The organism is Bacillus sp. ISL-7, from assembly GCF_018613065.1.
Window position 1 is genome coordinate 55,960 of sequence record NZ_JAGGQW010000001.1, and the last position, 23,036, is coordinate 78,995.

The following is a 23,036-nucleotide window of genomic DNA, read 5'->3' on the forward strand; positions in this document are numbered from 1 at the left end:
ATAAAAAAGGTACTAATGAGAAAGGAGGAAATACATTAAGTTTAAAAAGACGATTAAAGAATGGTTTTTTACAAATGATAAAAAAAATGGTGTTAATTGGAGGAGGGTCTAATGGTTTATAAAATATCCATCTTTATTACTTTATTATTTGTATTATGGGGGGCATTTGCTCCAAAAAACTTAGGTACTGTATCTAAAGAGGCATTTTCTTTTACGATTGATAACTTTGGATGGCTGTATCTGTTTTTAACTTTGGGTTTTTTAATATTTGCTTTTTTTTTAGCCTTTAGTAAGTTTGGAGATATAAGGTTAGGTTCTGATGATGACGAGCCAGAATATTCAAATCTCTCATGGTTTGCTATGCTATTCAGTGCAGGAATGGGAATTGGACTTGTATTTTGGGGCGTTGCAGAACCGATTTCTCATTATATGGACCCACCATATGGAGATGCTAGGACGCCTGAAGCTGCAAGGTTAGCTGTTCGCTACTCATTTTTTCATTGGGGATTACATCCTTGGGCTATTTACACAATCATTTCTTTATCTTTAGCCTATTTTCAATATCGAAAGGGGTTCAAGGGATTAATAAGTTCCACCTTTTACCCGCTGTTAAAGGAAAAAGTAAATGGACCAGTAGGACAAGCAATCGATATTTTGGCCATAATTGCAACTGTTTTCGGGGTAGCCACATCACTTGGGCTCGGCGCTTTACAAATAAATGGCGGTTTATCACATTTATTTGGTATTCCAACATCAACCTCCTGGCAAATAATTATCATAATGATAGTCACTGTTCTGTATCTGATTTCTGCAACAACAGGGCTTGACAAAGGGATCTTATTATTGAGTAATGGGAATCTCATTTTGGCTGCAGGATTACTAATTGTTACCTTTATACTTGGTCCAACATCTTTTTTATTAGATACTTTTACTGTAAGTATTGGGTCCTATATCCAAAACCTCCTGCAGATGAGCTTAAGATTAACGCCTTTTCAAGACAATCCATGGATTGGGACATGGACGCTATTTTATTGGGCTTGGTGGATTGCGTGGGCACCTTTTGTTGGAATGTTTATTGCTAGGGTGTCAAAAGGAAGGACAATTAAAGAGTTTGTTTTAGGTGTCCTCATGATTCCAAGTTTATTTAGTTTTATATGGTTTTCTGTGTTTGGAGGAAGTGCCCTGCATCTTCAAATGTTTGAGGGGGAAAAAATTACTCAGGCTGTACAAAATGATATTACTTCTGCTTTATTTATAACCTTGGAAGGATTGCCGTTTGGAATCATTATGAGTGTAATTGCAACCCTTTTAATCATAACTTTTTTTATTACATCTGCCGACTCTGCAACCTTTGTTCTAGGCATGTTATCTTCTAAAGGAGATCTTAACCCATCCAATAAGATTAAATTTACATGGGGGATTCTTCAATCTTCAATTGCCATTGTTTTGTTATGGAGTGGAGGATTGAATAGCCTGCAAACAGCTTCCATTATTACAGCATTGCCGTTTGGAATTATTATGGCTTTTATGTGTATTTCCATTTACAAAGCTTTAAGTCAAGAGGTTAAAGTGGCAAAAAAACAAGAAAAAATAAGAAAGAAGAAGATAGAGCAATTGATAAAAGATTTGGCAGAGCGTTAGCAGACCCGCAGCTTAAGTAGGTGCGGTGAAACGTATATAAGTAAATGAGGTTATTCTGAGAAATAAAACAGCATCTTCTTCAATTAATAGAGGAAGGTGCTGTTTGTTTTTATACTTTATCTATGCGCGGCATGGAATATAAAAAATGGCTGGATTCCTTCACTTTCGCTTTTGCTTACTTTAATATTCTCCTTTAATAACAAAATACGAGCCCCGAATTGTTCCAGCTAGTTTAGACTTCTGCCTAGCAAACTTAAACTTCCCTTCTAACTCCTTTGGTACCTCCATCCCCTCAGAAAGCTTAAAACCAACAGCTCGCTTCGGCTTAGGGTCATCAACCGTATACATGACGTTGACCCCAAGACCATCCTCATAAAAGACGTAGGCCATTTTGATATTTTCCACTTGAAAACGTGACGTTTCTAAAGGTTTGGCCGCAAACTCAATATCACGTTCTTCCTTCAAAATTCGATTCACATAATCAAGTGTCTCCTGGCTTTCGCTAGCTGGTACAACCGTAAATTCATGTTTGTATTTGTTCATAAAATAACGGGCTTCATTGGCACGTAAACCAGCAAGTGCTTCTACTACAGGTGAAGACTCTAAACCAACAGTAGACACATTTTTAAAATCAACGATATAGGACAATTCCATACTCCTCCTTTTAGCTCTTTATTTCCTAACAACAGGAATCCAAATTTCACCAAATACTAAGCCATTTCGCTGCCCCATCTCAACCGTTGCATTTGGCCCGCCAACATAGGCAAAATTCTTTGCTTCTGGCAAGACTTGACCAAAGGCAATGCCGGTAAGCTTATTACTCAACTCATCAGCCGTTTTCGCTTCTCCATTAACAACAAGGTATTCCCCTTTAGGAAATTGGATAACCCTGGATGCTTCTGGTAACGATGTCTCTGTCATGACGCCAGCATAATGCATCATCTTGTTATTCACCGCTTCGTTCACGGCAAAAATGTAGTCATTAGTGGCTAGTGTCTTTAAAGTGTCAAGCCTTCCATCTAGTTTGACGGACCGCCAAAAATCTGACTTTTCCTTACTTATGCCAGTATAGTCTGTGTAATCGCTCTTAAGCTCAGTTCCAAAACCTAAAACGGTAAAGCTGTCTTTTTCTTCTAGGGTATAATCTGCCATAATTAAAACCTTCCTTTTTTTAAAATTAATCAAATGATTTGTCTTTCCACTTGATGAGTTTATAATAGCCTTAAATCATGTCAAAAAATGACACTGTTTAGGAGGTCCCGATGAAAAAAGTTGAACGGATTAATATCATCATGCGGTATATCAACAATCGCGCCCACTTTACAATTTCTGAAATCATGCGGGAATTTAACATCTCTCGTTCGACAGCTATTAGAGATATCAGAGAAATTGAAGCTATGGGGATGCCACTTGTCGCTGAAGTTGGTAGGGATGGGGGTTATTTTGTCATGAACAACTCTGTCCTGCCCACTGTTCGCTTTACTGATAATGAAATTAAAGCTCTTTTTATTGCCTTTATTGCTACAAGAAATCAACAACTCCCCTATCTAAAGAGTCGTCAGTCTTTAGCTGAAAAGTTACTAGGCCTCATCTCAGAAAACCAGCAAGATGACCTTGTTCTTTTAAATCAAATCTTGCTATTTGAAGGGACCAACCCGAATAATCCCGACCTGCTTGATTTGTCAGACCTCCCTCATCCAATGTTAGAAAAACTCATCCAAATCCTTCTTTTGGATAGATATTTATTGATCACTATTAAAGAAGAGAAGGTAATAAAATCTTATCCCATTTATCTTTTGCACCTTTATCGTGAAAAAAGCCTGTGGCTGATTGAAGGTTTTGACTTAAAGGAAGAAAAGAAGCAGATTTTTAATGTCGACAATCTCACCAATGTCAAACCCCACCCAACGAAAAAAAGATTAAGTAAGAAAAAGATTGTAGAAAAACTAAGTAAGCAGGAAGAAGTAATCAACCTTGTTCTTGAACTTGGTCCAAAAGCGATTGCTCAGTTTAAAAAATACCACCCTTTAAAAGTATCACTTTCCTATACGAATCCTTACCAAGCCACAGCCATTCTAAAGACTTTTATCAATGTTAATAATCCCGAAGAATTGACCGAAATGACAAGTTGGCTGCTTTTCCTAGGTAGGGATATCAAGGTCAGGGAAGTGCCAGAAGAAGTCTTAGAAGGTTTACAAGAGAGATTATGTTTATTCTGCTCATAAGCAGAGCCAGTTAAACCTAGGGCATGAGTACGGTATTGAACCGGCCTCATGCCTTTTAATTCTGCTTTAATTCGTTTGTTAATATATTTACTAATATATTCTCTATATCGGAAAAATATAAGATGATCCCACAAAATTGAAAGTTTTATTTACCTATTATGGTATTTTTTAGGAGATGACGCATAAAAACAAAACGCTTACAAGACTTTTAATTGATAATTTTCAGAATTATTATTGACAATATCCGCCTTAGTCATTAATATGATGTTATATAACGTTATTAATTGTTGTGAACTATAATAATATTCTATAATAGTAAAAAAATTGAAGTGAAATACTAAGGAGAATGGAAAATTATGAAAAAGCGAATTTTAAAATCAGTAACTGGGGTCGCATTAAGTGCTCTTCTCACTATTTCATTAGCAGGTTGTGGATCATCCGAAAAGGCAGAAGCAAAGGAAGGAATAAAGGGAAAAGGGAAAATTGTTGTTGGTATGATGGCCGCTACACCTCCATATGAGTTCCACGCCGTTGACGGTGGAAAAGATAAAATAATTGGTTCTGATATTAAGTTAATCGATGAAGTAACAAAAGATTTAGGTGTTAAATATGAAATTAAAGATATGGATTTCGATGGTTTATTAGTAGCTCTTCAAGCCGGAAAAATTGACATGATTGTTTCGGCTATCAGTCCAACAGAGGAAAGAGAAAAAAATGCAGACTTCACGAATGTGTACTATAAAGATAGACATGTAATGGTAGTCCGTAAAAAAGAATTGGACAAGTTTACATCAAATGACGATTTGAAGAAAGCAAGAATTGCTGCTATTAAATCTTCTGTACAAGAACAAATAGTAGAAAAAGAATTTCCAAATGCGGGGTTAAAATTATTAGGGAAATCTACTGAATTAGCTATGGATTTGGCAGCTAACAAAGTAGACGCAGTCCTAGTGGATCGCCCAACTGCTAAACTTCTTATTAAAAGCAACCCTAGCTTAGCGTTAACTGAACTACTATTTGATGACGATACAGCAGGGGCGGCTATTGCATTGCCTAATGATACAGATAAAGAAGTTATGGATACGATTAATAAAACGATTGAAAGAACAAAACCTGATTATGAAAAGTGGTTAATAGACGCAATGTCAAAAGTAAAACAAAATTAACGGTATTCCAAATAATTGCCCCGATATAATACAAAATAAAGTTTATTTCTTACCATTGTATCATATCGGTTTGGTGAGCTGGTAAAAACCATTTTAAAAGGGGGGAGTCAATTGAATTTTTCATTTCTTGGAACCTATTATCAATTTTTTTTAACAGGGATCTATATAACCATCATCCTAGCTGTAATTGCGGTGGTATTAGGAAGTATTCTTGGTGTTGCCTTAACCCTTTTAAGACGTTCCAGATATAAAATCGTTAAGTTAATTGGGGACATTTATGTTGAATTTGTAAGAGGTACACCGCTTCTTGCTCAAATTTATATTATTTATGTTGGAGTACCTGCTCTTTTTAATGGAAGTGATATTCCGGATTTGGCGGTAGGTGCAATCGCCTTATCGCTTAATGCTGCTGCCTATATTTCTGAAACAATTCGCTCCGGTATTGAAGCGGTTAGCAAGGGTCAAATGGAAGCGGCAAGAAGTTTAGGGATGAATCAAAGACAAGCGATGTTCGATATTATTATGCCTCAAGCATTTAAAAACATTTTACCAGCCCTGGGTAATCAGTTTATCGGAAGTATCAAGGATTCTTCTATCGTCTCTGTTATCGGTGTGGCTGAGCTGATGTATAAAACAACAATCGTTAGAGGAAATACGGCATTAGGATTGGAACCAATCCTTGTAGCCTCTCTTGGCTACCTAGTACTGACATTTACTTTGTCGAGATTACTGGGGATTGTTGAAAGGAGGTTGAAGACTAGTGATAACCGTTAAGGATTTACATAAGAGTTTTGGAAAAAATGAAGTTTTAAGAGGAATCGATGTCACGATCAATAAGGGTGAAGTAGTGGTTGTCATTGGTCCTTCAGGCTCAGGTAAAAGTACGTTCCTAAGATGTCTCAACCTATTGGAGACTCCAACAGGCGGTAGCATTCTGGTGAATGGACAAGATATTACAGCTAAGAATGTCAGTATTGACAAGGTGAGGGAAAAAATGGGAATGGTATTCCAGCAGTTTAATTTATTTCCTCACAAAACCGTTTGTCAAAATATCTGCCACGCTCCCATTAAAGTAAAAAAGATGAAGTCAGCCGAAGCAAAGGAATTAGCGGAAGAACTACTAAAAAAGGTAGGTTTATTGGAAAAGATAGACGCTTATCCATCTTCCTTGTCCGGCGGCCAGCAGCAGCGAATTGCCATCGCAAGAGCGCTTGCGATGAAGCCTGAGGTCATGTTATTCGATGAACCTACATCTGCTCTGGATCCTGAAATGGTTGGAGAGGTTTTGGCTGTAATGAAAGACCTTGCTAAAGAAGGAATGACCATGGTCGTTGTCACACATGAAATGGGATTTGCAAAAGAAGTGGGCGATCGAATTCTGTTCATTGATCAAGGGAAGATTATGGAAGAAAATAATCCGAAGGAATTTTTCGAAAATCCAAAGCACCCAAGGACTATTGATTTCCTATCAAAGGTGTTATAAGTGAGGTTTGATTATGAAAGTAATTGGTTTAGGTGACAATGTCGTAGATAAATATGAACATATTCGTACCATGTATCCAGGAGGAAATGCACTGAACTTTGCCGTCTATGCCAAAAGGCTTGGAGTGGATGCGGCCTTTCTAGGTGCATTTGGAACAGACCGAGAAGCAGTACACGTACAGGAAAGTATCCAGCAAATTGGATTGGATATCAGTCATTGTAGGGTTTATGAAGGAGAGAACGGCTGTGCCAGAGTTACCTTAAAAGAAGGAGACCGGGTGTTTTTAGGAAGCAACCGCTGCGGTGTATTACGGGAACATGGATTAAATTTAACCGCTGCTGATTTGAACTATATCAAAGAATTTGATTTAGTCCACACAGGCCTTTATGGATTTACAGAACCGGAATTGCAGAAGCTTAAAGAATTGGGTGTCCCCATCGGCTTCGACTTTTCATCCGATTTTACAGAAAATCAAGTGAATGAAATTGTTCCATTTGTAGATTATGCTTATTTTTCCTGCAGTCATTTAAGGATAGATGAGATGCTTAATCTGATGTTAAAGGTGACAAAAATGGGCTGTAAATTGGTGCTATGCACCATGGGGGAAAAAGGGGCTCTATTATTCGACGGTGCCAAATTCTACGTGCAGGTACCAAAGCTTGTTAAAGCAACCGACACAATGGGAGCAGGCGATTCTTTCATTACTTGCTTTATGGTGAACTACATAGGCCAAATCAAAGAAGGCATTTTTGATCAAGACCAAATCATTACAAAGAGCCTGGAGAAAGCAGCCGATTTCTCATCCCAGCAATGCCTGGTTGACGGCTCCTTTGGTTACGGAAAGGTGTATGAGTAAGGCCCCATTAATGTAAAGGTTTTATAAAAATAAAGATTATTGGAGGAGAAACAAGTGGAACTAAATTATATCGTGGTACAAATTAAGGAGAAATATATATGGAAACTAGAATATTAATCTATAAATATTTAACAAAACAGGTATCGTTATGAACGATACCTGTTTTATTAATGGGATAAGGGAACAAAGGATAATTTTTTCTATGGGAATAAGGAAACTTCACTGCCATTGACAGAGAAGTGTCCAGATCCATTTAAGTTGTGATCGTTAAAGCAATTAATTCAGTTCGTGTTTTAAAGTTAGAAGTATGAATCGGGATTTTGCTTTCATCGTATATGATTTTATCGATATTAAATACTGTATCACCAATATCACAATCTAAATATTCAGCTTCTAGACTTGTAGCCGGGACAACCGTAATGATTTTATGGGCAGAACTGGAATTAATGTTAACGTTATAAATGTTTTTTAAAACATCATAGGTTGATATATTTTCAAGGAAGTGACTGGCTAAATCAGGGAAGCGCTCTAAGGAGTAATGAGTTTCATCAAGGGTAAAAGGGTAGTCATCCATAAACATTAGTCGGACGAGCCTTAATACAGGTGCGTTAATGGCAATTCGAAGAGATTCCGCTATTTCAGGAGAAGCTTTAATTTCCTCGCAAACAAGAATCCGCTTTGAAGGACTTTTTCTTAACTGTTTGTTAAAGTCAGTAAAACCATCAACTGAAACTAATTCCCTTGCGAGTTTAGTCCGCATGACAAATGTACCTTTTCCTTGTTTGCGTTCTAGAAGACCTTCCTCGGTCAACTCCTGAATGGCTCTTCTAACTGTTATTCGGCTGACACCATAGATCTCACATAATTCTGCTTCGTTAGGGAGCCTCTCACCTTGTTTATAAATTCCTTGCAGAATCGAATCCTTAATGATTTGTTTTAATTGGTCATATAAAGGTGTTGAAATAGAATTGTTTAATTTCATTGTATATGTTCCTTTCAAACAATAAGTCGTTATATAATATTATATAACAAAAATGTATTTAATGTATATATTGTTTTAATATTCTTAAAATATATTAACTTTTATGACCGTTTGAATTTTATATTACTAATTTTCAGAATTATAGTTGACATTTTTACACTTGAGTATTATTATGATGTTATATAACGTTATAATATATAATAGAACTTAATTGGAGGAGAAAAAATGGAATTAAATTATATCATCTCAGAAATTAAGGAAAAACAACCGGAAATAAAGAGTGTTCATTTTGTAGGCTGCGGTGCTTCTAAAGCAGAATTATATCCTGCAAAGTATTTCCTGGAGGCTAATTCCAAACAGCTTCGTGTCAGCTTATTCACAGCAAATGAATTCAATTATGCGACTCCAGTATCTGTGGATGACACCAGCATTGTTATTACTTGTTCTCTAGGTGGATCTACTCCAGAAACTGTTGCTGCTACGACAAAAGCAAAAGAATTAGGCGCACATGTAATTGCTGTTACATATGAAGAAGGTTCTGCGATTACAAAAGATGCGGATTATGTAGTTTACCATGGCTGGGCTGCTAATTATGGTGCGAAAATGGAGAAGATGACTAAGGTATTAGGTCTAGCAGCTGAAATCCTAAATCAATTTGAAGGCTATGAGCACTACAGCAAAATGCAAGATGGATTTTCTAAAATCTATGACTTAATCGAAAACTCTGTGTCCTCTGTGCTTCCACAAGCAAAGGCATTTGCAGATGCTTACAAAGATGATCAAACCATTTATGTAATGAGCAGCGGTGCAACTCATGAAGTAGCGTACTCTTTCTCGATCTGCTTACTAATGGAAATGCAATGGATCAACTCAGGAACATTCCACGATGGGGAATTCTTCCACGGTCCATTCGAAATCGTATACAAAGATGTACCATTCCTACTATTGATGAATGATGGCAGAACAAGGGATATGGATTCACGCGCACTTGAGTTCCTAAATAGATTCGATGCTAAAACAACTGTCGTAGATGCAAAAGACTTTGGGCTAGGATCTGCGATTGCAAAAGAAGTCGTTGATTACTTTAACCCAATGTTAATCTCAGGTGTATTACGTGTGTATGCAGAACAATTAGCTATAGTTAGAAATCATCCACTTACAAAAAGAAGATACATGTGGAAGTTAGAATACTAACCTGATATATTTGTTATAATTTTTCAAGAGACTGGTATTAATATTTAATACCAGTTTTTATATTTTTTATGAATGGATCTCTTCTTTATAAACTAAAGAGAGAGACTTGATTTATCACTTAGATTCCTAAATCGAATAAGAAAAACTCCTGAAGCTATAAATGATTAAAATATCAAATGAATCCTTGCTATCCCCACAGAGGATTGGTTAAATATTACTTGATAGTTATCAAACATTTTATGATTTTACCAACCGTATTTTTTTGTTCCTTAATACTTTAATGCAGTGTGGGGTACTTGCCCCCCTTTAAAAGAGGGTTTTATATGAGATTTTTAGATCAATCCTTGGCTCAGGAAATTGTAAATCGAACGATGAAAATCATCAACCGAAATATTAATGTCATGAATGAGAAAGGGGTTATTATTGGATCAGGTGATAAGAGAAGGATAGATACTATTCATGAAGGTGCTGTAAGAGTTATAGAAACCCAAACAGAATTTGAAATCAGTGAAGACGAAACGGAACAACTTCACGGTGTCAGGGCAGGAATTAACCTTCCTATTAAGTTCCGTGGCAAGGTGGTGGGTGTCATTGGAATTACGGGAGCACCTGATGAAATCCGTAGCTACGGGGAATTAGTAAAAATGGCAGCAGAAATGATCCTTGAACAAGCAGTATTAATCGATGAAATGCAGTGGGATGAACGATTAAAAGAAGAACTTACTGGTCAGCTGCTGCACGGAGTGGATCAGTTAAATTCCCTTTATTTTGAAAGGATAAAGCGGCTTGGAATAGACTTAGACATTCCACGCGTTGCAATTCTTCTAACATTTGGAAATAATTCAAAAGGATACAAATGGATCCGAGATAAACTGGATAAAGCTGACTTATATGTAATGCAACCGGATTATATGGTTTTATTAAAAAAAGTAAGCATAAAAGAATCAGAGTGGGAATCAGCCAAAACTTTACAACAAATGGAAAAATGGTCTGAGGGCTTAGAAAAATATCAAAAATTAGACTGTAACATTTCGGTTGGCAGTTATCATCCAACCATTGATGGAATAGCTAAGTCTTATCGGAAGGCAATATATACTTCGAGTGTTGGTGGAAAACTGGACCCAAATAAAAAAATTTATTTTTACGAGGATTATAAACTGCCTGTTTTCCTAGCACGGGTCAATCAATATGGTATTAGCGACGAGATTGGTCCTTATATTGAACAATTGAAACAGCATGATAAAAAAGGAGAACTACTTGATACGTTAAAGGTTTATGTTGAGGAGAATGGAGACAACCATAAAGTGGTTGGACGGTTATTTATACATCGTAACACGCTCAGATACCGTTTGGACCGTATTACAGAACTGACAAACAAGGATCCGCGTAAAGTAAAGGATTTACTTGAGCTTTATCTATCTTTTTTACAAAATCAAGTGAAATAAATTGTGCAAACGCACAAAAAGGCCTAGCAGAACTAGGTCTTTTTTTGATTGGAGGAACAATGTAAATGACTTGGAAAACGCTTACAATGGTGATACAAACAACAAGGGGGTATAAATAAGTGGATGGACATATTCAAGTAAGCGCTTTAGGTGCAGTTGTAGCATTAGTTATTGCCATCATTTTAATTTTAAAGAAAGTTTCTCCTGTCTATGGGATGATTGCCGGTGCGTTTGTTGGTGGTCTTGTTGGCGGAGTAGATATTACCGATACCGTAACCTTAATGATGGAAGGGGCTAAAGGTATTATTCCAGCCGTTTTAAGAATTTTGGCAGCGGGTGTTTTAGCTGGCGTTCTCATCGAGTCTGGGTCTGCCGCTGTTATTGCGGAAACAATTGTTAAAAAACTAGGTGAAACGAGAGCGTTACTTGCTTTAGCTATAGCAACGATGATTTTAACGACAGTAGGTGTTTTCATTGATGTTGCTGTTATTACAGTTTCTCCCATTGCTCTTGCGATTGCCAAGAGGGCTGGCATTTCGAAAACTGCTATTTTATTAGCAATGATTGGTGGAGGAAAAGCCGGAAACATTATGTCACCAAACCCAAATGCTATTGCTGCCTCGGATGCTTTTAAAGTTCCATTAACATCCATTATGGCTGCTGGAATCATTCCTGCAATTTTCGGGCTTGTTGTCACGTATTTCCTTGCTAAAAAACTGGTGAAAAAGGGTTCGACCGTTCAAGCACAAGAAATTCAATCTCATAACGGCGGGCAGCTGCCTTCTTTTTTACCGGCCCTAATTGCGCCAATTGTGACGATTATTTTATTAGCCTTAAGACCACTGTTCGATATTAGTATTGACCCGATGATTGCTTTACCTGTTGGAGGTATTGTTGGTGCAATCGTGATGGGCAGAGGAAGAAAAGTAAACGAGTATGCTATTTCAGGCTTGGGGAAAATGACCGGTGTGGCAATCATGCTCCTTGGAACAGGTACTCTTGCAGGTATTATCGCTAATTCTGGATTAAAAGATGTTTTAATCGAAGGATTAAATGCACTTGGCCTCCCAGGTTATGTTCTTGCACCGGTATCCGGTATCTTTATGTCAGCTGCAACTGCTTCTACAACTGCTGGTACAGCTGTAGCCAGCCAAGTATTTAGTTCGACGATCTTAGGAATGGGTGTTTCCGCTATTGCCGGTGCTGCTATGATTCATGCAGGTGCAACCGTTTTAGACCACTTACCACACGGCAGCTTCTTCCATGCTACAGGCGGAAGTGTCAACATGGAAATTAAAGAACGCCTAAAAGTAATTCCATATGAAACACTAGTTGGTTTAACGTTAGCTATTATTTCTACCTTAATTTATGGTGTATTTCATTTGTTTGGATAACATCAAATAGACAGGAGAGGGAAAAAGATGAAGATTGTCATTGCGCCGGATTCATTTAAAGAAAGTTTATCCGCACTTGAGGCAGCGGAATCGATTGAAAAAGGTTTTAAACGGGTTATTCCTAATGCTGAATATGTAAAAGTACCAATGGCCGACGGAGGAGAAGGCACGGTCCAGTCTTTAGTAGATGCAACTCGCGGTGAAATTATTTCTAAAACTGTAACGGGACCACTGGGAGATCCAGTAGATGCCTTCTTTGGAATCCTTGGCAATAAAACGACGGCTGTAATTGAGATGGCTGCCGCTTCTGGTTTACACCTAGTACCAGCTGAGAAACGAAATCCCCTTGTAACAACGACTAAGGGGACAGGTGAATTAATTGCTGCTGCTCTTGATCATGGTGTTAACCATATCATTATTGGGATCGGCGGGAGTGCGACAAACGACGGTGGTGCCGGAATGGCAAAAGCCCTTGGAGCACGTCTGCTTGATAAGAATGGAATGGAAATTGGAGAAGGAGGCGGCGCTCTTTACCACTTAGCCTCTATTAATCTGTCAGAATTTGACCCGCGCTTAGCACCGATTAAAATCGAGGTAGCATGTGATGTAGATAATCCGTTAACGGGCGAAAAGGGGGCTTCTGCTATCTTCGGGCCACAAAAAGGAGCTACTCTAGAAATGATAGCAGAACTGGATAAAAATCTTGGTCATTTTGCTGCTGTTGTCGAACGAGATCTTGGTAAAAAAATTAACGACGTACCTGGTGCGGGTGCTGCTGGCGGCCTTGGCGGAGGACTATTGGCCTTTCTACCTTCAGAATTGAAGCGGGGCGTCGAAATTGTTATCGAAGCCACTGGTTTATCCCACATCGTCAAGGACGCAGATTTGGTTATCACTGGAGAAGGGAAGATTGACGGACAAACCATCTTTGGCAAAACTCCAATTGGGGTTGCTAAAACAGCTAAAAAATATGGAGTCCCTGTTGTCGGAATCGCCGGAAACGTTTCGAAGGATAGTTATGTTGTTCATGAATATGGTATTGATGCGATATTCAGCATTGTCCCTGGGGTGATATTATTAGAAGATGCCTTTAAACATGCAGAAGAATACGTCGAGACAACCGCGTCGAATATAGCTGCTGTTTTTAAAATGAAAAAATAAATGGAATTTTAAATAAGTAGTAAAAAGCAGCTGAGTATAGCTGCTTTTTTAATTGGGTAAACCGTATTTAATATGATGCCGTGATTTTTTACATAAATACTGAATTTCCTTGCCTGTCAATTTACTTTCAATAAAAAATCCATACTATTTTGAATAATAATGTTTTGAATGTTAACTAGATTAAAAATCCGGTTGACATTTAATTTGAGATTCATTAGTATCATAGTTGTAAATAGTACATATTGATTTTAAGGAGATATAAGAATGAAAATTAAGGAAATTACCTTTGTAGCAGTGTTTGCCGCTGTCATGGGCGCTCTAGGAGTAGTTCCGCCTATTATGCTTTCTTTTACACCCGTTCCCATTACATTACAAACACTAGGTGTCCTTCTTGCGGGAGGCGTATTGGGAGCAAGATTAGGGGCGATGAGCCAAACGATCTTTTTATTACTTCTCGCTGCTGGAGTGCCTCTTCTATCTGGAGGAAGAGGTGGACTAAGTGTATTTGTCGGACCAAGTGTTGGTTATATAATTTCATGGCCTATTACGGCTTTCTGTATTGGTTATCTACTATCACGTTTTCAAACTTTAAAAATACAACATATTTTATTTATTAATCTGACAGTTGGAATTCTATTAATCTATTTAATTGGAATTCCTGTCCAGGCATTTATGATGAACATTCCTCTTTTAAAAGCTGTTCAGTTAAGTTTAATTTATATCCCAGGGGATGTCTTAAAAGCCATACTAGCTTCCATTTTAGTTTACAGACTAAGAAAACACCCATTTTTTTCACGCTCATTAGCAACAAGTTATTCCAATCATTTATCTAAAAATATCTAAATCTTAAGAGGCACTAGAATGTGTCTCTTTTTTATAGAGGAGATATATCATGGGAAATATTACAGAATCATATAAAACTTTCGAAAAAATATCCCCAAACAAAATCGCGATCCATACGAATCATCAACAAATCAGTTATCAAGAATGGTATGAATTAATTAATCAAACAGCGAACTGGCTTCATTCTCTTCATTCAGAAAATAAAACAATAGGAATCCTTTTGCCAAACGGTATCCCTTTCCTACAGCTCTTTGCAGGAGCTTCCAAGGCAGGTTGGATTGCTGTTCCATATGATTTGAAATGGAAGATAACCGAATTGGAAAAAAGGGTGATACTTTCGCATCCTTCTATCATTGTCACAACTAGAGAAATTTACTCTCAAATCAAACAAATCATTCCTAATGTAACGATTTTAGATGATTGTTTACAGGAAATCTCTCAATTTGATCATACAACTGTAAGAAAAACGGAAGAAAATCTGCCTTTTTACATTGGATTTACTTCTGGTACGACAGGTAACCCAAAAGCATTTGTTCGCTCTCAAGATTCGTGGGTGGCTAGCTTTGATTGCAATCGTTTTGATTTCGGATTAGATGAATCCGATCAAGTTCTTATTCCTGGTGCCTTAATTCATTCTCATTTTCTGTATGGAGCTATTAGCACCTTGTATTTAGGTGGAACCGTTTTTCTATTAGAAAAGTTTTCTCCTATTGAGGGACTATCATGGATACATTCCTTTCCAATTACAACGATATATGTAGTTCCGACAATGGTAGAAGCATTCTTGAAAGAAGGAATCCAAGTCGATAATTCTATAAAAATTATTTCATCTGGTGCAAAATGGTCGGATAGATCGAAATTAGAAATCCGTCATATGTTTCCTAACATGACCATGTACGAGTTTTATGGAGCTAGTGAATTGAGCTTCATTACTGTACTTTCTGATAGAGAAGGTATTCAGAAAGCAACATCTGTCGGAAAGCCTTGTTATGGTGTAGAGGTACAAATACGGCGTCCAGATCAGAGATTAGCAATGCCAACTGAGACCGGAAAAATATATGTAAGAAGCAAATTTATGATAAATGGGTACTTTGATTATGAGGGAAGTACCATTCATTCAATACATGATGAAGAGGGATGGGCCACGGTCCATGATATGGGCTATTTTGACGAGGATGGCTTTTTATATATTGTAGGCCGTGAACAAAGTATGATTTTATATGGGGGAATTAATATTTTTCCTGAAGAAATTGAAAAAGTTATTTCCTTGCATCCAGATGTCGAGGAAGTTGCTGTAATAGGCCTTTCAGATTTGTATTGGGGTCAGGTTGTTGCTGCGGTGGTGAAAGGAAAGGGTAGCCAATTAGAGTTAAAAAGATTTTGTAAGACGCATTTATCTTCTTATAAAATTCCACGTAAGTGGTTTTTTCTATCTGAAATGCCATATACAACGAGTGGCAAGATAGCTCGTGCTGAGCTTATAAAACGATTGGAAAGCAAGGTGAGCAGTGATTAAAAGGGCAGTAATTGTCAAAGCGAAACGAACACCAATTGGAAAAACAGGTGGAATGCTACGAGACATTCTGCCACATGAGCTTGCAGCTCCACTCCTCCAACATTTAGCGAAAGGATTGGAAGATAGGATAGATGACATCATTTTGGGAAATGTAGTTGGACCAGGTGGAAACGTAGCTCGAGTTGCTGCGTTAGAAGCAGGACTTCCTCTTTCAGTAACGGGAATCACCATTGACCGTCAATGTAGTGCAGGGTTAGAAGCGATTCGAATGGCATGTTACTTTGTCCAAGGTGAAGCTGGCCTTTGTTATATTGCTGGTGGTGTAGAAAGTACGAGTACCTCACCGTTTCCTTCTAGAGCAAGATTTTCTCCTGAAAAAATTGGCGATCCAGATATGGGCGTTGCAGCAGAATATGTAGCTGGAAAATATGCTATTTCAAAGGAAATGCAGGATGAATTTGCGCTATTAAGTTATAAACGTAGCTGGGAAGCTTACGATAAAGGATATTTTAATCAAGAGATCATTCAAATTGGGGATCTCCACCAAGATGAAGAACTTTTTAAGAAAAGAAAGATGGAAGTACTTTTAAATAGGGCAAAGCCTATTTTTAAAAAGAACGGTACGGTTACTGCAGCGAACAGTTGTGGGATACATGACGGGGCTTCAGCTGTACTTGTCATGGAAGAAAACATGGCATTAAATAATGGATTCGAGCCTATTTTACGATTTTTGGATAGTGAAGTCTCAGGTGTACTTCCAAATTATCCAGGAGAAGCCCCTATTCCGGCTATTCAAGCCTTAATAAAAAGAAACCAGTTATCCATTGAGGACATTGACCTAATTGAAATAAACGAAGCTTTCGCCTCTAAGATTGTTGCCTGTACAAAAGAACTTTCCATTTCTTATGACAAGTTAAATGTCGGCGGAGGAGCTTTAACGCTAGGACATCCTTATGGAGCTTCGGGAAGTATCATGATCACGAGGCTTTTCTACGAAGTACAAAGACGAAAGGATATCAAATATGTACTGGCCGCGATTGGGAGTGGTGGAGGAGTTGGAGTAGCAGTCCTATTCGAGGTGGTAACATGAAAACGAAGGAACATGAGATTATTTTTCATTTCTGGTGATTACAATCCATTTCATTTAGATATGGAGGCAGCGAAACAACAAGGATCCACTAATAAAATTACCCATGGAATGTTAACAGTGGCCAAAGTGTTAAGTGTACTTTCGAATGAACCTCCCATTCCTCAAGAGTTGTTGAGTCAGTATGAATTTACCTTTATCTCCCCTGTTTATATGGGAAATCTAGTAACACTGACTATCAAACAAGCGGAGAATGAAATAAGAGTAGAAGGAAAATGTGGAGAAAAGATAGTCGTAAAAGGATGTTTGATAGTAGTTAGAGGAAATCCCTGAATAGGGGCAGTTTTTAGTTGCTGGTAATGGTTTTTCTACTAATAGATTCGAATTAAATTTTAAAGAGGCTGACAATTTCTGAACCTTTCAGATTTGTCGGCCTCTTTATTTCAGTGGATGTAACCCCCCTCTTTTACAATTATTCACATCCATTTTTTCAAACATGTATGGAATAAAAAGCTTCTTATATTTATTGAGGTTAGCATTTTATTGTAATTTCGGTTAAAATTTCGTATGTCATAAAAAGGATAAAAAATAATATAAAAAATACTAGTATACTAGTATATGTATGTGTTAATATCTCTATGTAGACATCCTATATTAGAAAATGAAGGGGCTTACATTTAGTAACTTAAGGAAGTGATAAATTATTAATATTAAGAAACAATATGAACTTATTATTTTTTACATTTAAAAGAAAACGGTTTCACTTAAACTAAAAACATTATAAGGAGGTAGAAATATGTTTTCAAAAGGAAAAACTGTTGTATTAGTAATGCTTTTCTTGGCAGGCGTGGTGAACTACCTAGACAGATCTGCTCTCTCTATAGCGGCACCTTTTATTACCGAAGATTTGCATTTATCACCGACACAATTGGGAATCGTCTTTAGTAGCTTCTCTGTTGGGTATGCCATTTTCAACTTTATTGGCGGAATGGCGTCTGATAAATACGGGGCAAAACTTACTTTGTTCGTAGCCATGGTTGTTTGGTCTCTATTCAGCGGTGCGATTGCGCTAGTATTCAGCCTTGCCAGCTTGATTGTTATTCGGGTACTTTTTGGAATGGGCGAAGGTCCATTATCGGCAACTATCAATAAAATGATAAACAACTGGTTCCCTTCAGATAAACGGGCCACTGCGATTGGGCTTGCTAATAGCGGTACACCACTAGGGGGAGCGATTGCCGGTCCTATCGTTGGGATAATTGCCTTGAATTATGGCTGGAAAATCTCTTTCGTCCTCATTATGATTATTGGAATAGTTTGGGCAGCATGCTGGTGGATTTTTATTAAAGATAAACCTGCTGGGGAAAGTAACCAAAATAATGGCTCTTCAAAGCCAGGTCAAAATCAGTCAGGTGAAAAAATACCTTTGACTTACTATTTAAAACAAAAAACGGTGTTATTTACTGCTTTTGCGTTCTTCGCGTATAACTATATTCTATTTTTCTTCTTAACTTGGTTCCCAAGTTACTTAACCGATGCACGCGGCCTAAGTATTAAAGAAATGAGTGTCGTAACCGTTATTCCTTGGGTGTTGGGTTTCATTGGTTTAGCTTCAGGCGGTATGGTTTCTGATTTTGTGTATAAAAAAGTAGGAAAAGCATTATTTGCTCGTAAAGTAGTATTGGTATCTTGTCTGTTTACATCTGCAGTTTGTATTGGGATTGCCGGTCTTGTTACTACCACAGTGGCTGCTGTAAGTTTAGTAGCATTATCAGTTTTCTTCTTATATTTGACAGGTGCGATTTACTGGGCGATCGTCCAAGACGTTGTCGACCAAAAGAACGTGGGATCTGTTGGAGGATTCATGCACTTTTTGGCTAATACCGCTGGAATCATTGGTCCTACATTAACTGGTTTCCTTGTGGAGAAATCCGGCACCTACACCGCCGCATTTTTATTAGCCGGAGGGTTAGCGGTTTTTGCTTCATTGTCAGTAATTAAGTTTGTTAAACCTATTACTAAAAAATATAAGGCTGAGTTGACAGAGAAAGCGATGTAATAGCATGTTAGATAACTTGTATGCTAGTATACAAATATAGTATTATCAAGCTATTCCAAATGAATCAAATTTTATGCCCTATCTTGTATACTAGTATATTCAGTTTTTATCTCTATCCTTGTATACTAGTATTTAAGAGAAAAAGGGTATTGAGGAGTATGAATTAATGAAAGCGATACAAGTGGTTAAACCAGGGCAGCTTGAAATAATTGAAAAAGAAATGCCACAGATTCAGCATGAAAATGAAGTTCTGATTCAAGTGAAGATGGCTGGTATCTGTGGTTCAGATGTCCATATCTATCATGGAACCTCACCAGTCGCTACCTATCCGCGAGTAATCGGACATGAAGTCACTGGCCAAGTAGTAAAGACTGGTGAAGACGTTACCTCCCTTAAGGTAGATGATCATGTTGTCATCGAACCGATTCTCACTTGTGGAGAATGCTATGCGTGCCGATCTGGACGGCAAAATGTCTGTCAAAATTTAAAGGTTTTTGGAGTCCACATTGATGGTGGTTATCAGGAGTATGTAGTTGTCCCTGAAAAAATGGCTCACAAAGTTGACCCAACATTAGATTGGAAAGAATCGGTTTTAGTGGAACCCTTCACAATTGGGGCACAAGCCAATTGGCGGGGGGATGTCAGGCAGGGAGATGTTGTGTTTATCATGGGCGCCGGCCCGATTGGGATTTGTTCCTTGCAGGTTGCAAAGTACAGAGGGGCAACATGTATTATTTCAGATTTAAGTGAAGAAAAGCTGTCCTATGCCCAAAGCCTTGGTGCCGATTTTACGATCAACCCGTTGAAAGAAGATATTTTTCAAAAAGTAAATGAATTAACCGAGGGAATGGGAGCGAATGTTGTCATCGATGCCGTATGTACAACAAAAACATTCGAACAAGCTGTCCAACTTGCATCGGTTGCTGGAAGAATTGTTGTATTAGGATTTAGTGAAGAAAAGTCAGGGATTCCGCAGCTAGAGATTACGAAAAAAGAACTGACAGTCAGTGGATCCAGATTGCAAACGAACCAGTTTCCAGAAGTAATCGATCTTTTTAATAGTAGAAAAATAGATATAAATAGCTTTGTAACGCATACGTTTCCTTTCGAGCAAGTGAAAGAAGCGATCCATTTAATCGAAACAAATCCAGATGCAGTAAGAAAAGTTCATTTAGATTTTTCACGATAAAAATAGAAGGAGTGGATATCGATGCAAATGACATGGAGATGGTATGGTGAAGGGAACGACTCTATTACACTTGACCATATACGGCAAATTCCGGGTGTAATGGGAGCCGTTTGGTCTCTGCATGATAAGGTTGCAGGGGAAGAATGGGAAATGGAAAGAATTCAAGAAGTTGCGGACCAAATTCGGAGTAAAGGATTCAGCCCGGCTGTTGTAGAAAGCGTAAACATTCATGATGATATCAAAATCGGATTGCCTACCAGGGATAAGTATATCGATATTTATATCGATACCATTAAAAAGCTTTCTAAAGTCGGAGTTAAAGTGATTTGCTATAATTTTATGCCGGTTTTTGACTGGACAAGAACGGATCTATATAAGGAGTTACCTGACGGTTCCAATGCCCTGTTTTATGAAAAAGCTGCGATTACCGATGATCCAAAAGATATGGTTAAAAAAATCCTCGAGGGTGCCGGTAATTTTACCTTGCCTGGCTGGGAACCGGAGCGTTTAGCCAAGCTGGATGACTTGTTTAAAGCCTATGAGAGTGTGACAGAAGACATTCTTTTCGACAACTTGAAATACTTCCTAGAACGAGTGATACCTGTATGTGAAGAATATGATGTGAAAATGGCGATCCACCCGGATGATCCAGCTTGGCCGATTTTCGGATTGCCGCGTATTATTCGTAATCGAGATTATATCAGAAGATTCCTTAATCTTGTAGATAGTCCATACAATGGGTTAACCTTCTGCACAGGCTCATTGGGATCTAATACAGAGAACGATTTACCTGCCATGATTCACGAATTCCATGATCGAATTCACTTTGCACATATCCGAAATGTGAAAGTGTTTGAAAATGGCGATTTTATTGAAGTCTCTCATCGCGGGCAGGATGGAAGCGTCGATGTAGCCGAAGTCATCAAAGCGTACCATGAAAATGGATATACAGGTTATGTTCGTCCGGATCACGGTCGTCACCTTTGGGGCGAAGAGAAACACTGCAGACCTGGTTATGGGCTGTATGATAGAGCGCTTGGAATCATGTACATGCTGGGTGTTTGGGACAGCCTGGAAAAAGAGAAAGGAAGAGAGCTAAGTGCTACAGTTAAAGAGAAGCAGTATAGTAAATGAAGCTGAAGCATGGAAAAAAATTGGAGTCGAACTTCCGCAATTTGATTTTAACCAGGTTGCCAAAAATACGATAGAAAAGCCGCAGTGGGTCCACTTTGGTGCCGGAAATATTTTTAGGGGCTTTGTTGCCAATGCTCATCAAAAACTGTTAAACCAAGGACAAGCCGAGACCGGAATTATCGCAGTGAAAACGTATGATTTTGAAATGATCGACCGATTAAATAAGCCCTATGATAACCTGACCCTGCTTGTGACCATGAAAGCAAACGGCTCTTTTGAGAAGACCGTCATTAACAGCATTGTCGACACTATTGCAGCTGATTTTAACAGGAAAGATGAATTTAAGCGACTTGTCGGGATTTTTGAAAATCCAAGTCTGCAGATGGCCAGCTTTACGATTACGGAAAAAGGCTATACCTTGACGAATCCATCCGGAGAGTTCATAGGCATTATTAAGAAAGATTTTGAAACTGGATTGGATAACCCGGTCCATGCCATGAGCATTGTAACATCGCTTGCCTACCGCAGATATTTGAAAGGCCAATATCCGATGACTTTCGTCAGTATGGATAACTGTTCACATAATGGCGACAAGCTCAAAGCTGCCGTCTTAACGATCGCAAAGGAATGGTTCAAAAGGGGATATGTGGAGGAAGGCTTTATTGCTTATCTCGAGGATGAAGGCAAGATCACCTTCCCTTTCACCATGATTGATAAAATTACGCCAAGGCCATCTGAAAAGGTGAAAGAAGCTCTTCTTGACCAAGGGATTATCGGCATGGACATCATAGTCACACCGAAAAATACGTATACGGCGCCTTTCGTCAATGCAGAAGTAAGTGAATATCTTGTCATAGAAGACAAATTCACGAATGGTCGTCCAGCCATGGAGCAGGCGGGAATTATTTTTACGGACAGGGAAACGGTGAACAAAATTGAAACGATGAAGGTAACCACTTGCCTGAATCCGCTTCATACAGCATTGGCTGTTTCCGGCTGCCTGCTTGGCTATACTTTGATTGCAGATGAAATGAAAGACGAAACACTGAGAAAATTTGTAGAATTGATCGGTTATCAAGAAGGATTGAAGGTAGTGGTCAACCCTGAAATTATCAGCCCGAAAGCCTTCCTGGATGAAGTTTTGAACGAACGCTTTTCCAACCCTTATATCCCGGATACGCCGCAGCGCATCGCGTGCGACACATCCCTAAAAGTAGGAATCCGCTTCGGTGAAACTTTGAAGTCCTATGTAAAAAGTGAGGACCTGAATCCGGCCGATTTGAAAGCTATCCCGCTTGTAATTGCAACGTGGTGCCGCTATCTCCTCGGCATTGATGATGAAGGAAAGCCCTTTACTCTAAGTCCTGACCCGCAGCTTGAGACCCTGAAAGCGGCTCTTCGGGGTGTTGCTTTGGGTGACCGAACATCTAACATAAATTTAATCCTGTCCAATGAAGCTATCTTTGGAGTCAATTTGTATGAGATAGGGTTGGGCGAAAAGATTGAGTCCATGTTTTATGACATGCTTGCAGGTACCGGTGCCGTCCGCCGTACTTTGGAGAGGTATTGTCTTTAAGATAAGAAAAAAATCACGGTTGGTTAGGAGCGGATGGGCTATGAGAAGTTTCTCATGCCCATTTCCTATTATTAATATCTGTCGT

21 protein-coding genes are annotated in these 23,036 nt (G+C 38.4%); 18 read left to right on the top strand and 3 right to left on the bottom strand.

Going from position 1 to position 23,036, the window contains the following annotated elements:
- The first annotated feature begins 111 nt into the window (after window positions 1–111).
- Window positions 112–1,641: a glycine betaine uptake BCCT transporter gene (locus tag J7E66_RS00290; protein WP_214997486.1), complete on the top strand. Its 1,530-nt coding sequence runs from the start codon at window positions 112–114 to the stop codon at window positions 1,639–1,641.
- A gap of 180 nt (window positions 1,642–1,821) precedes the next feature.
- On the opposite strand, the gene J7E66_RS00295 is transcribed toward J7E66_RS00290, so the two are convergent.
- Together J7E66_RS00295 and J7E66_RS00300 are read right to left on the bottom strand one after the other, a co-directional pair.
- Window positions 1,822–2,289, bottom strand: a complete 468-nt coding sequence (locus J7E66_RS00295; protein WP_214997487.1) for a phage tail protein — start codon at window positions 2,287–2,289, stop codon at window positions 1,822–1,824.
- 24 nt (window positions 2,290–2,313) lie between these two features.
- Window positions 2,314–2,793, bottom strand: a complete 480-nt coding sequence (locus J7E66_RS00300; protein ID WP_214997488.1) for a GyrI-like domain-containing protein — start codon at window positions 2,791–2,793, stop codon at window positions 2,314–2,316.
- 110 nt (window positions 2,794–2,903) lie between these two features.
- Here J7E66_RS00300 and J7E66_RS00305 point away from each other — a divergent pair, with 110 nt between their 5' ends.
- From J7E66_RS00305 to J7E66_RS00325, 5 genes are all read left to right on the top strand, one after another.
- On the top strand, window positions 2,904–3,866 hold the full coding sequence (locus J7E66_RS00305; protein WP_214997489.1) for a helix-turn-helix transcriptional regulator: 963 nt from the start codon (window positions 2,904–2,906) through the stop codon (window positions 3,864–3,866).
- A gap of 356 nt (window positions 3,867–4,222) precedes the next feature.
- Window positions 4,223–5,032 (top strand): transporter substrate-binding domain-containing protein, encoded by an 810-nt coding sequence (locus J7E66_RS00310; protein ID WP_214997490.1) that lies wholly within the window; start codon window positions 4,223–4,225, stop codon window positions 5,030–5,032.
- A 111-nt stretch (window positions 5,033–5,143) separates the two neighbouring features.
- Window positions 5,144–5,806 (top strand): amino acid ABC transporter permease, encoded by a 663-nt coding sequence (locus tag J7E66_RS00315; protein ID WP_168241379.1) that lies wholly within the window; start codon window positions 5,144–5,146, stop codon window positions 5,804–5,806.
- Window positions 5,793–6,515 carry an amino acid ABC transporter ATP-binding protein gene (locus tag J7E66_RS00320; RefSeq protein ID WP_214997491.1) on the top strand — a complete coding sequence of 241 codons (723 nt, stop codon included), beginning with the start codon at window positions 5,793–5,795 and terminating at the stop codon, window positions 6,513–6,515. Before J7E66_RS00315 ends, J7E66_RS00320 begins: the two co-directional genes overlap by 14 nt.
- Window positions 6,516–6,528: 13 nt before the next feature.
- Window positions 6,529–7,371, top strand: a complete 843-nt coding sequence (locus J7E66_RS00325; RefSeq protein ID WP_214997492.1) for a fructoselysine 6-kinase — start codon at window positions 6,529–6,531, stop codon at window positions 7,369–7,371.
- A 253-nt stretch (window positions 7,372–7,624) separates the two neighbouring features.
- On the opposite strand, the gene J7E66_RS00330 is transcribed toward J7E66_RS00325, so the two are convergent.
- Complete coding sequence (locus J7E66_RS00330) at window positions 7,625–8,353, bottom strand: UTRA domain-containing protein (protein ID WP_214997493.1); 729 nt, start codon at window positions 8,351–8,353, stop codon at window positions 7,625–7,627.
- Window positions 8,354–8,578: 225 nt separating this feature from the next.
- Between J7E66_RS00330 and J7E66_RS00335 the strand changes: the two genes are divergently transcribed.
- The 12 genes from J7E66_RS00335 (at window position 8,579) to J7E66_RS00390 (ending at window position 22,951) form a co-directional block, all read left to right on the top strand.
- A complete protein-coding gene (locus tag J7E66_RS00335; RefSeq protein WP_214997494.1) occupies window positions 8,579–9,547 on the top strand; it encodes an SIS domain-containing protein in 969 nt (322 codons plus the stop codon).
- A gap of 323 nt (window positions 9,548–9,870) precedes the next feature.
- Complete coding sequence (locus J7E66_RS00340; RefSeq protein ID WP_214997495.1) at window positions 9,871–10,992, top strand: sugar diacid recognition domain-containing protein; 1,122 nt, start codon at window positions 9,871–9,873, stop codon at window positions 10,990–10,992.
- A 119-nt stretch (window positions 10,993–11,111) separates the two neighbouring features.
- On the top strand, window positions 11,112–12,386 hold the full coding sequence (locus tag J7E66_RS00345; protein WP_214997496.1) for a GntP family permease: 1,275 nt from the start codon (window positions 11,112–11,114) through the stop codon (window positions 12,384–12,386).
- A gap of 27 nt (window positions 12,387–12,413) precedes the next feature.
- Entirely contained in the window at window positions 12,414–13,547 is a 1,134-nt protein-coding gene (locus J7E66_RS00350) for a glycerate kinase (protein WP_214997497.1), read from the top strand.
- A 264-nt stretch (window positions 13,548–13,811) separates the two neighbouring features.
- Window positions 13,812–14,390 carry a biotin transporter BioY gene (locus J7E66_RS00355; RefSeq protein WP_214997498.1) on the top strand — a complete coding sequence of 193 codons (579 nt, stop codon included), beginning with the start codon at window positions 13,812–13,814 and terminating at the stop codon, window positions 14,388–14,390.
- A 49-nt stretch (window positions 14,391–14,439) separates the two neighbouring features.
- Window positions 14,440–15,906, top strand: a complete 1,467-nt coding sequence (locus tag J7E66_RS00360) for an AMP-binding protein (protein WP_214997499.1) — start codon at window positions 14,440–14,442, stop codon at window positions 15,904–15,906.
- On the top strand, window positions 15,902–16,996 hold the full coding sequence (locus tag J7E66_RS00365; protein WP_214997542.1) for an acetyl-CoA C-acyltransferase: 1,095 nt from the start codon (window positions 15,902–15,904) through the stop codon (window positions 16,994–16,996). Before J7E66_RS00360 ends, J7E66_RS00365 begins: the two co-directional genes overlap by 5 nt.
- A gap of 12 nt (window positions 16,997–17,008) precedes the next feature.
- The gene (locus tag J7E66_RS00370) at window positions 17,009–17,326 is read left to right on the top strand and encodes a MaoC/PaaZ C-terminal domain-containing protein (RefSeq protein ID WP_214997500.1); all 318 of its coding nucleotides are present in this window, start codon (window positions 17,009–17,011) and stop codon (window positions 17,324–17,326) included.
- 463 nt (window positions 17,327–17,789) lie between these two features.
- The gene (locus J7E66_RS00375; RefSeq protein ID WP_214997501.1) at window positions 17,790–19,052 is read left to right on the top strand and encodes an MFS transporter; all 1,263 of its coding nucleotides are present in this window, start codon (window positions 17,790–17,792) and stop codon (window positions 19,050–19,052) included.
- Between the two features lie 166 nt (window positions 19,053–19,218).
- Complete coding sequence (locus J7E66_RS00380; protein ID WP_214997502.1) at window positions 19,219–20,241, top strand: zinc-binding alcohol dehydrogenase family protein; 1,023 nt, start codon at window positions 19,219–19,221, stop codon at window positions 20,239–20,241.
- A gap of 21 nt (window positions 20,242–20,262) precedes the next feature.
- Window positions 20,263–21,375 (top strand): mannonate dehydratase, encoded by a 1,113-nt coding sequence (gene uxuA, locus J7E66_RS00385; RefSeq protein ID WP_214997503.1) that lies wholly within the window; start codon window positions 20,263–20,265, stop codon window positions 21,373–21,375.
- Window positions 21,341–22,951 carry a mannitol dehydrogenase family protein gene (locus J7E66_RS00390; protein WP_214997504.1) on the top strand — a complete coding sequence of 537 codons (1,611 nt, stop codon included), beginning with the start codon at window positions 21,341–21,343 and terminating at the stop codon, window positions 22,949–22,951. The genes uxuA and J7E66_RS00390 overlap by 35 nt, the downstream gene beginning before the upstream one ends.
- The last annotated feature ends 85 nt before the right edge of the window (window positions 22,952–23,036 follow it).

What these genes read in the sequence shown, in the direction of transcription:
- J7E66_RS00375 (WP_214997501.1), top strand. Translation starts at nt 17,790, where the DNA reads ATGTTTTCAAAAGGAAAAACTGTTGTATTAGTAATGCTTTTCTTGGCA.
- J7E66_RS00370 (WP_214997500.1), top strand. Translation starts at nt 17,009, where the DNA reads ATGAGATTATTTTTCATTTCTGGTGATTACAATCCATTTCATTTAGAT.
- J7E66_RS00290 (WP_214997486.1), top strand. Translation starts at nt 112, where the DNA reads ATGGTTTATAAAATATCCATCTTTATTACTTTATTATTTGTATTATGG.
- J7E66_RS00335 (WP_214997494.1), top strand. Translation starts at nt 8,579, where the DNA reads ATGGAATTAAATTATATCATCTCAGAAATTAAGGAAAAACAACCGGAA.
- J7E66_RS00380 (WP_214997502.1), top strand. Translation starts at nt 19,219, where the DNA reads ATGAAAGCGATACAAGTGGTTAAACCAGGGCAGCTTGAAATAATTGAA.
- J7E66_RS00310 (WP_214997490.1), top strand. Translation starts at nt 4,223, where the DNA reads ATGAAAAAGCGAATTTTAAAATCAGTAACTGGGGTCGCATTAAGTGCT.
- J7E66_RS00360 (WP_214997499.1), top strand. Translation starts at nt 14,440, where the DNA reads ATGGGAAATATTACAGAATCATATAAAACTTTCGAAAAAATATCCCCA.
- J7E66_RS00355 (WP_214997498.1), top strand. Translation starts at nt 13,812, where the DNA reads ATGAAAATTAAGGAAATTACCTTTGTAGCAGTGTTTGCCGCTGTCATG.
- J7E66_RS00300 (WP_214997488.1), bottom strand. Translation starts at nt 2,793, where the DNA reads ATGGCAGATTATACCCTAGAAGAAAAAGACAGCTTTACCGTTTTAGGT.
- J7E66_RS00325 (WP_214997492.1), top strand. Translation starts at nt 6,529, where the DNA reads ATGAAAGTAATTGGTTTAGGTGACAATGTCGTAGATAAATATGAACAT.
- J7E66_RS00340 (WP_214997495.1), top strand. Translation starts at nt 9,871, where the DNA reads ATGAGATTTTTAGATCAATCCTTGGCTCAGGAAATTGTAAATCGAACG.
- J7E66_RS00330 (WP_214997493.1), bottom strand. Translation starts at nt 8,353, where the DNA reads ATGAAATTAAACAATTCTATTTCAACACCTTTATATGACCAATTAAAA.
- J7E66_RS00305 (WP_214997489.1), top strand. Translation starts at nt 2,904, where the DNA reads ATGAAAAAAGTTGAACGGATTAATATCATCATGCGGTATATCAACAAT.
- uxuA (WP_214997503.1), top strand. Translation starts at nt 20,263, where the DNA reads ATGCAAATGACATGGAGATGGTATGGTGAAGGGAACGACTCTATTACA.
- J7E66_RS00350 (WP_214997497.1), top strand. Translation starts at nt 12,414, where the DNA reads ATGAAGATTGTCATTGCGCCGGATTCATTTAAAGAAAGTTTATCCGCA.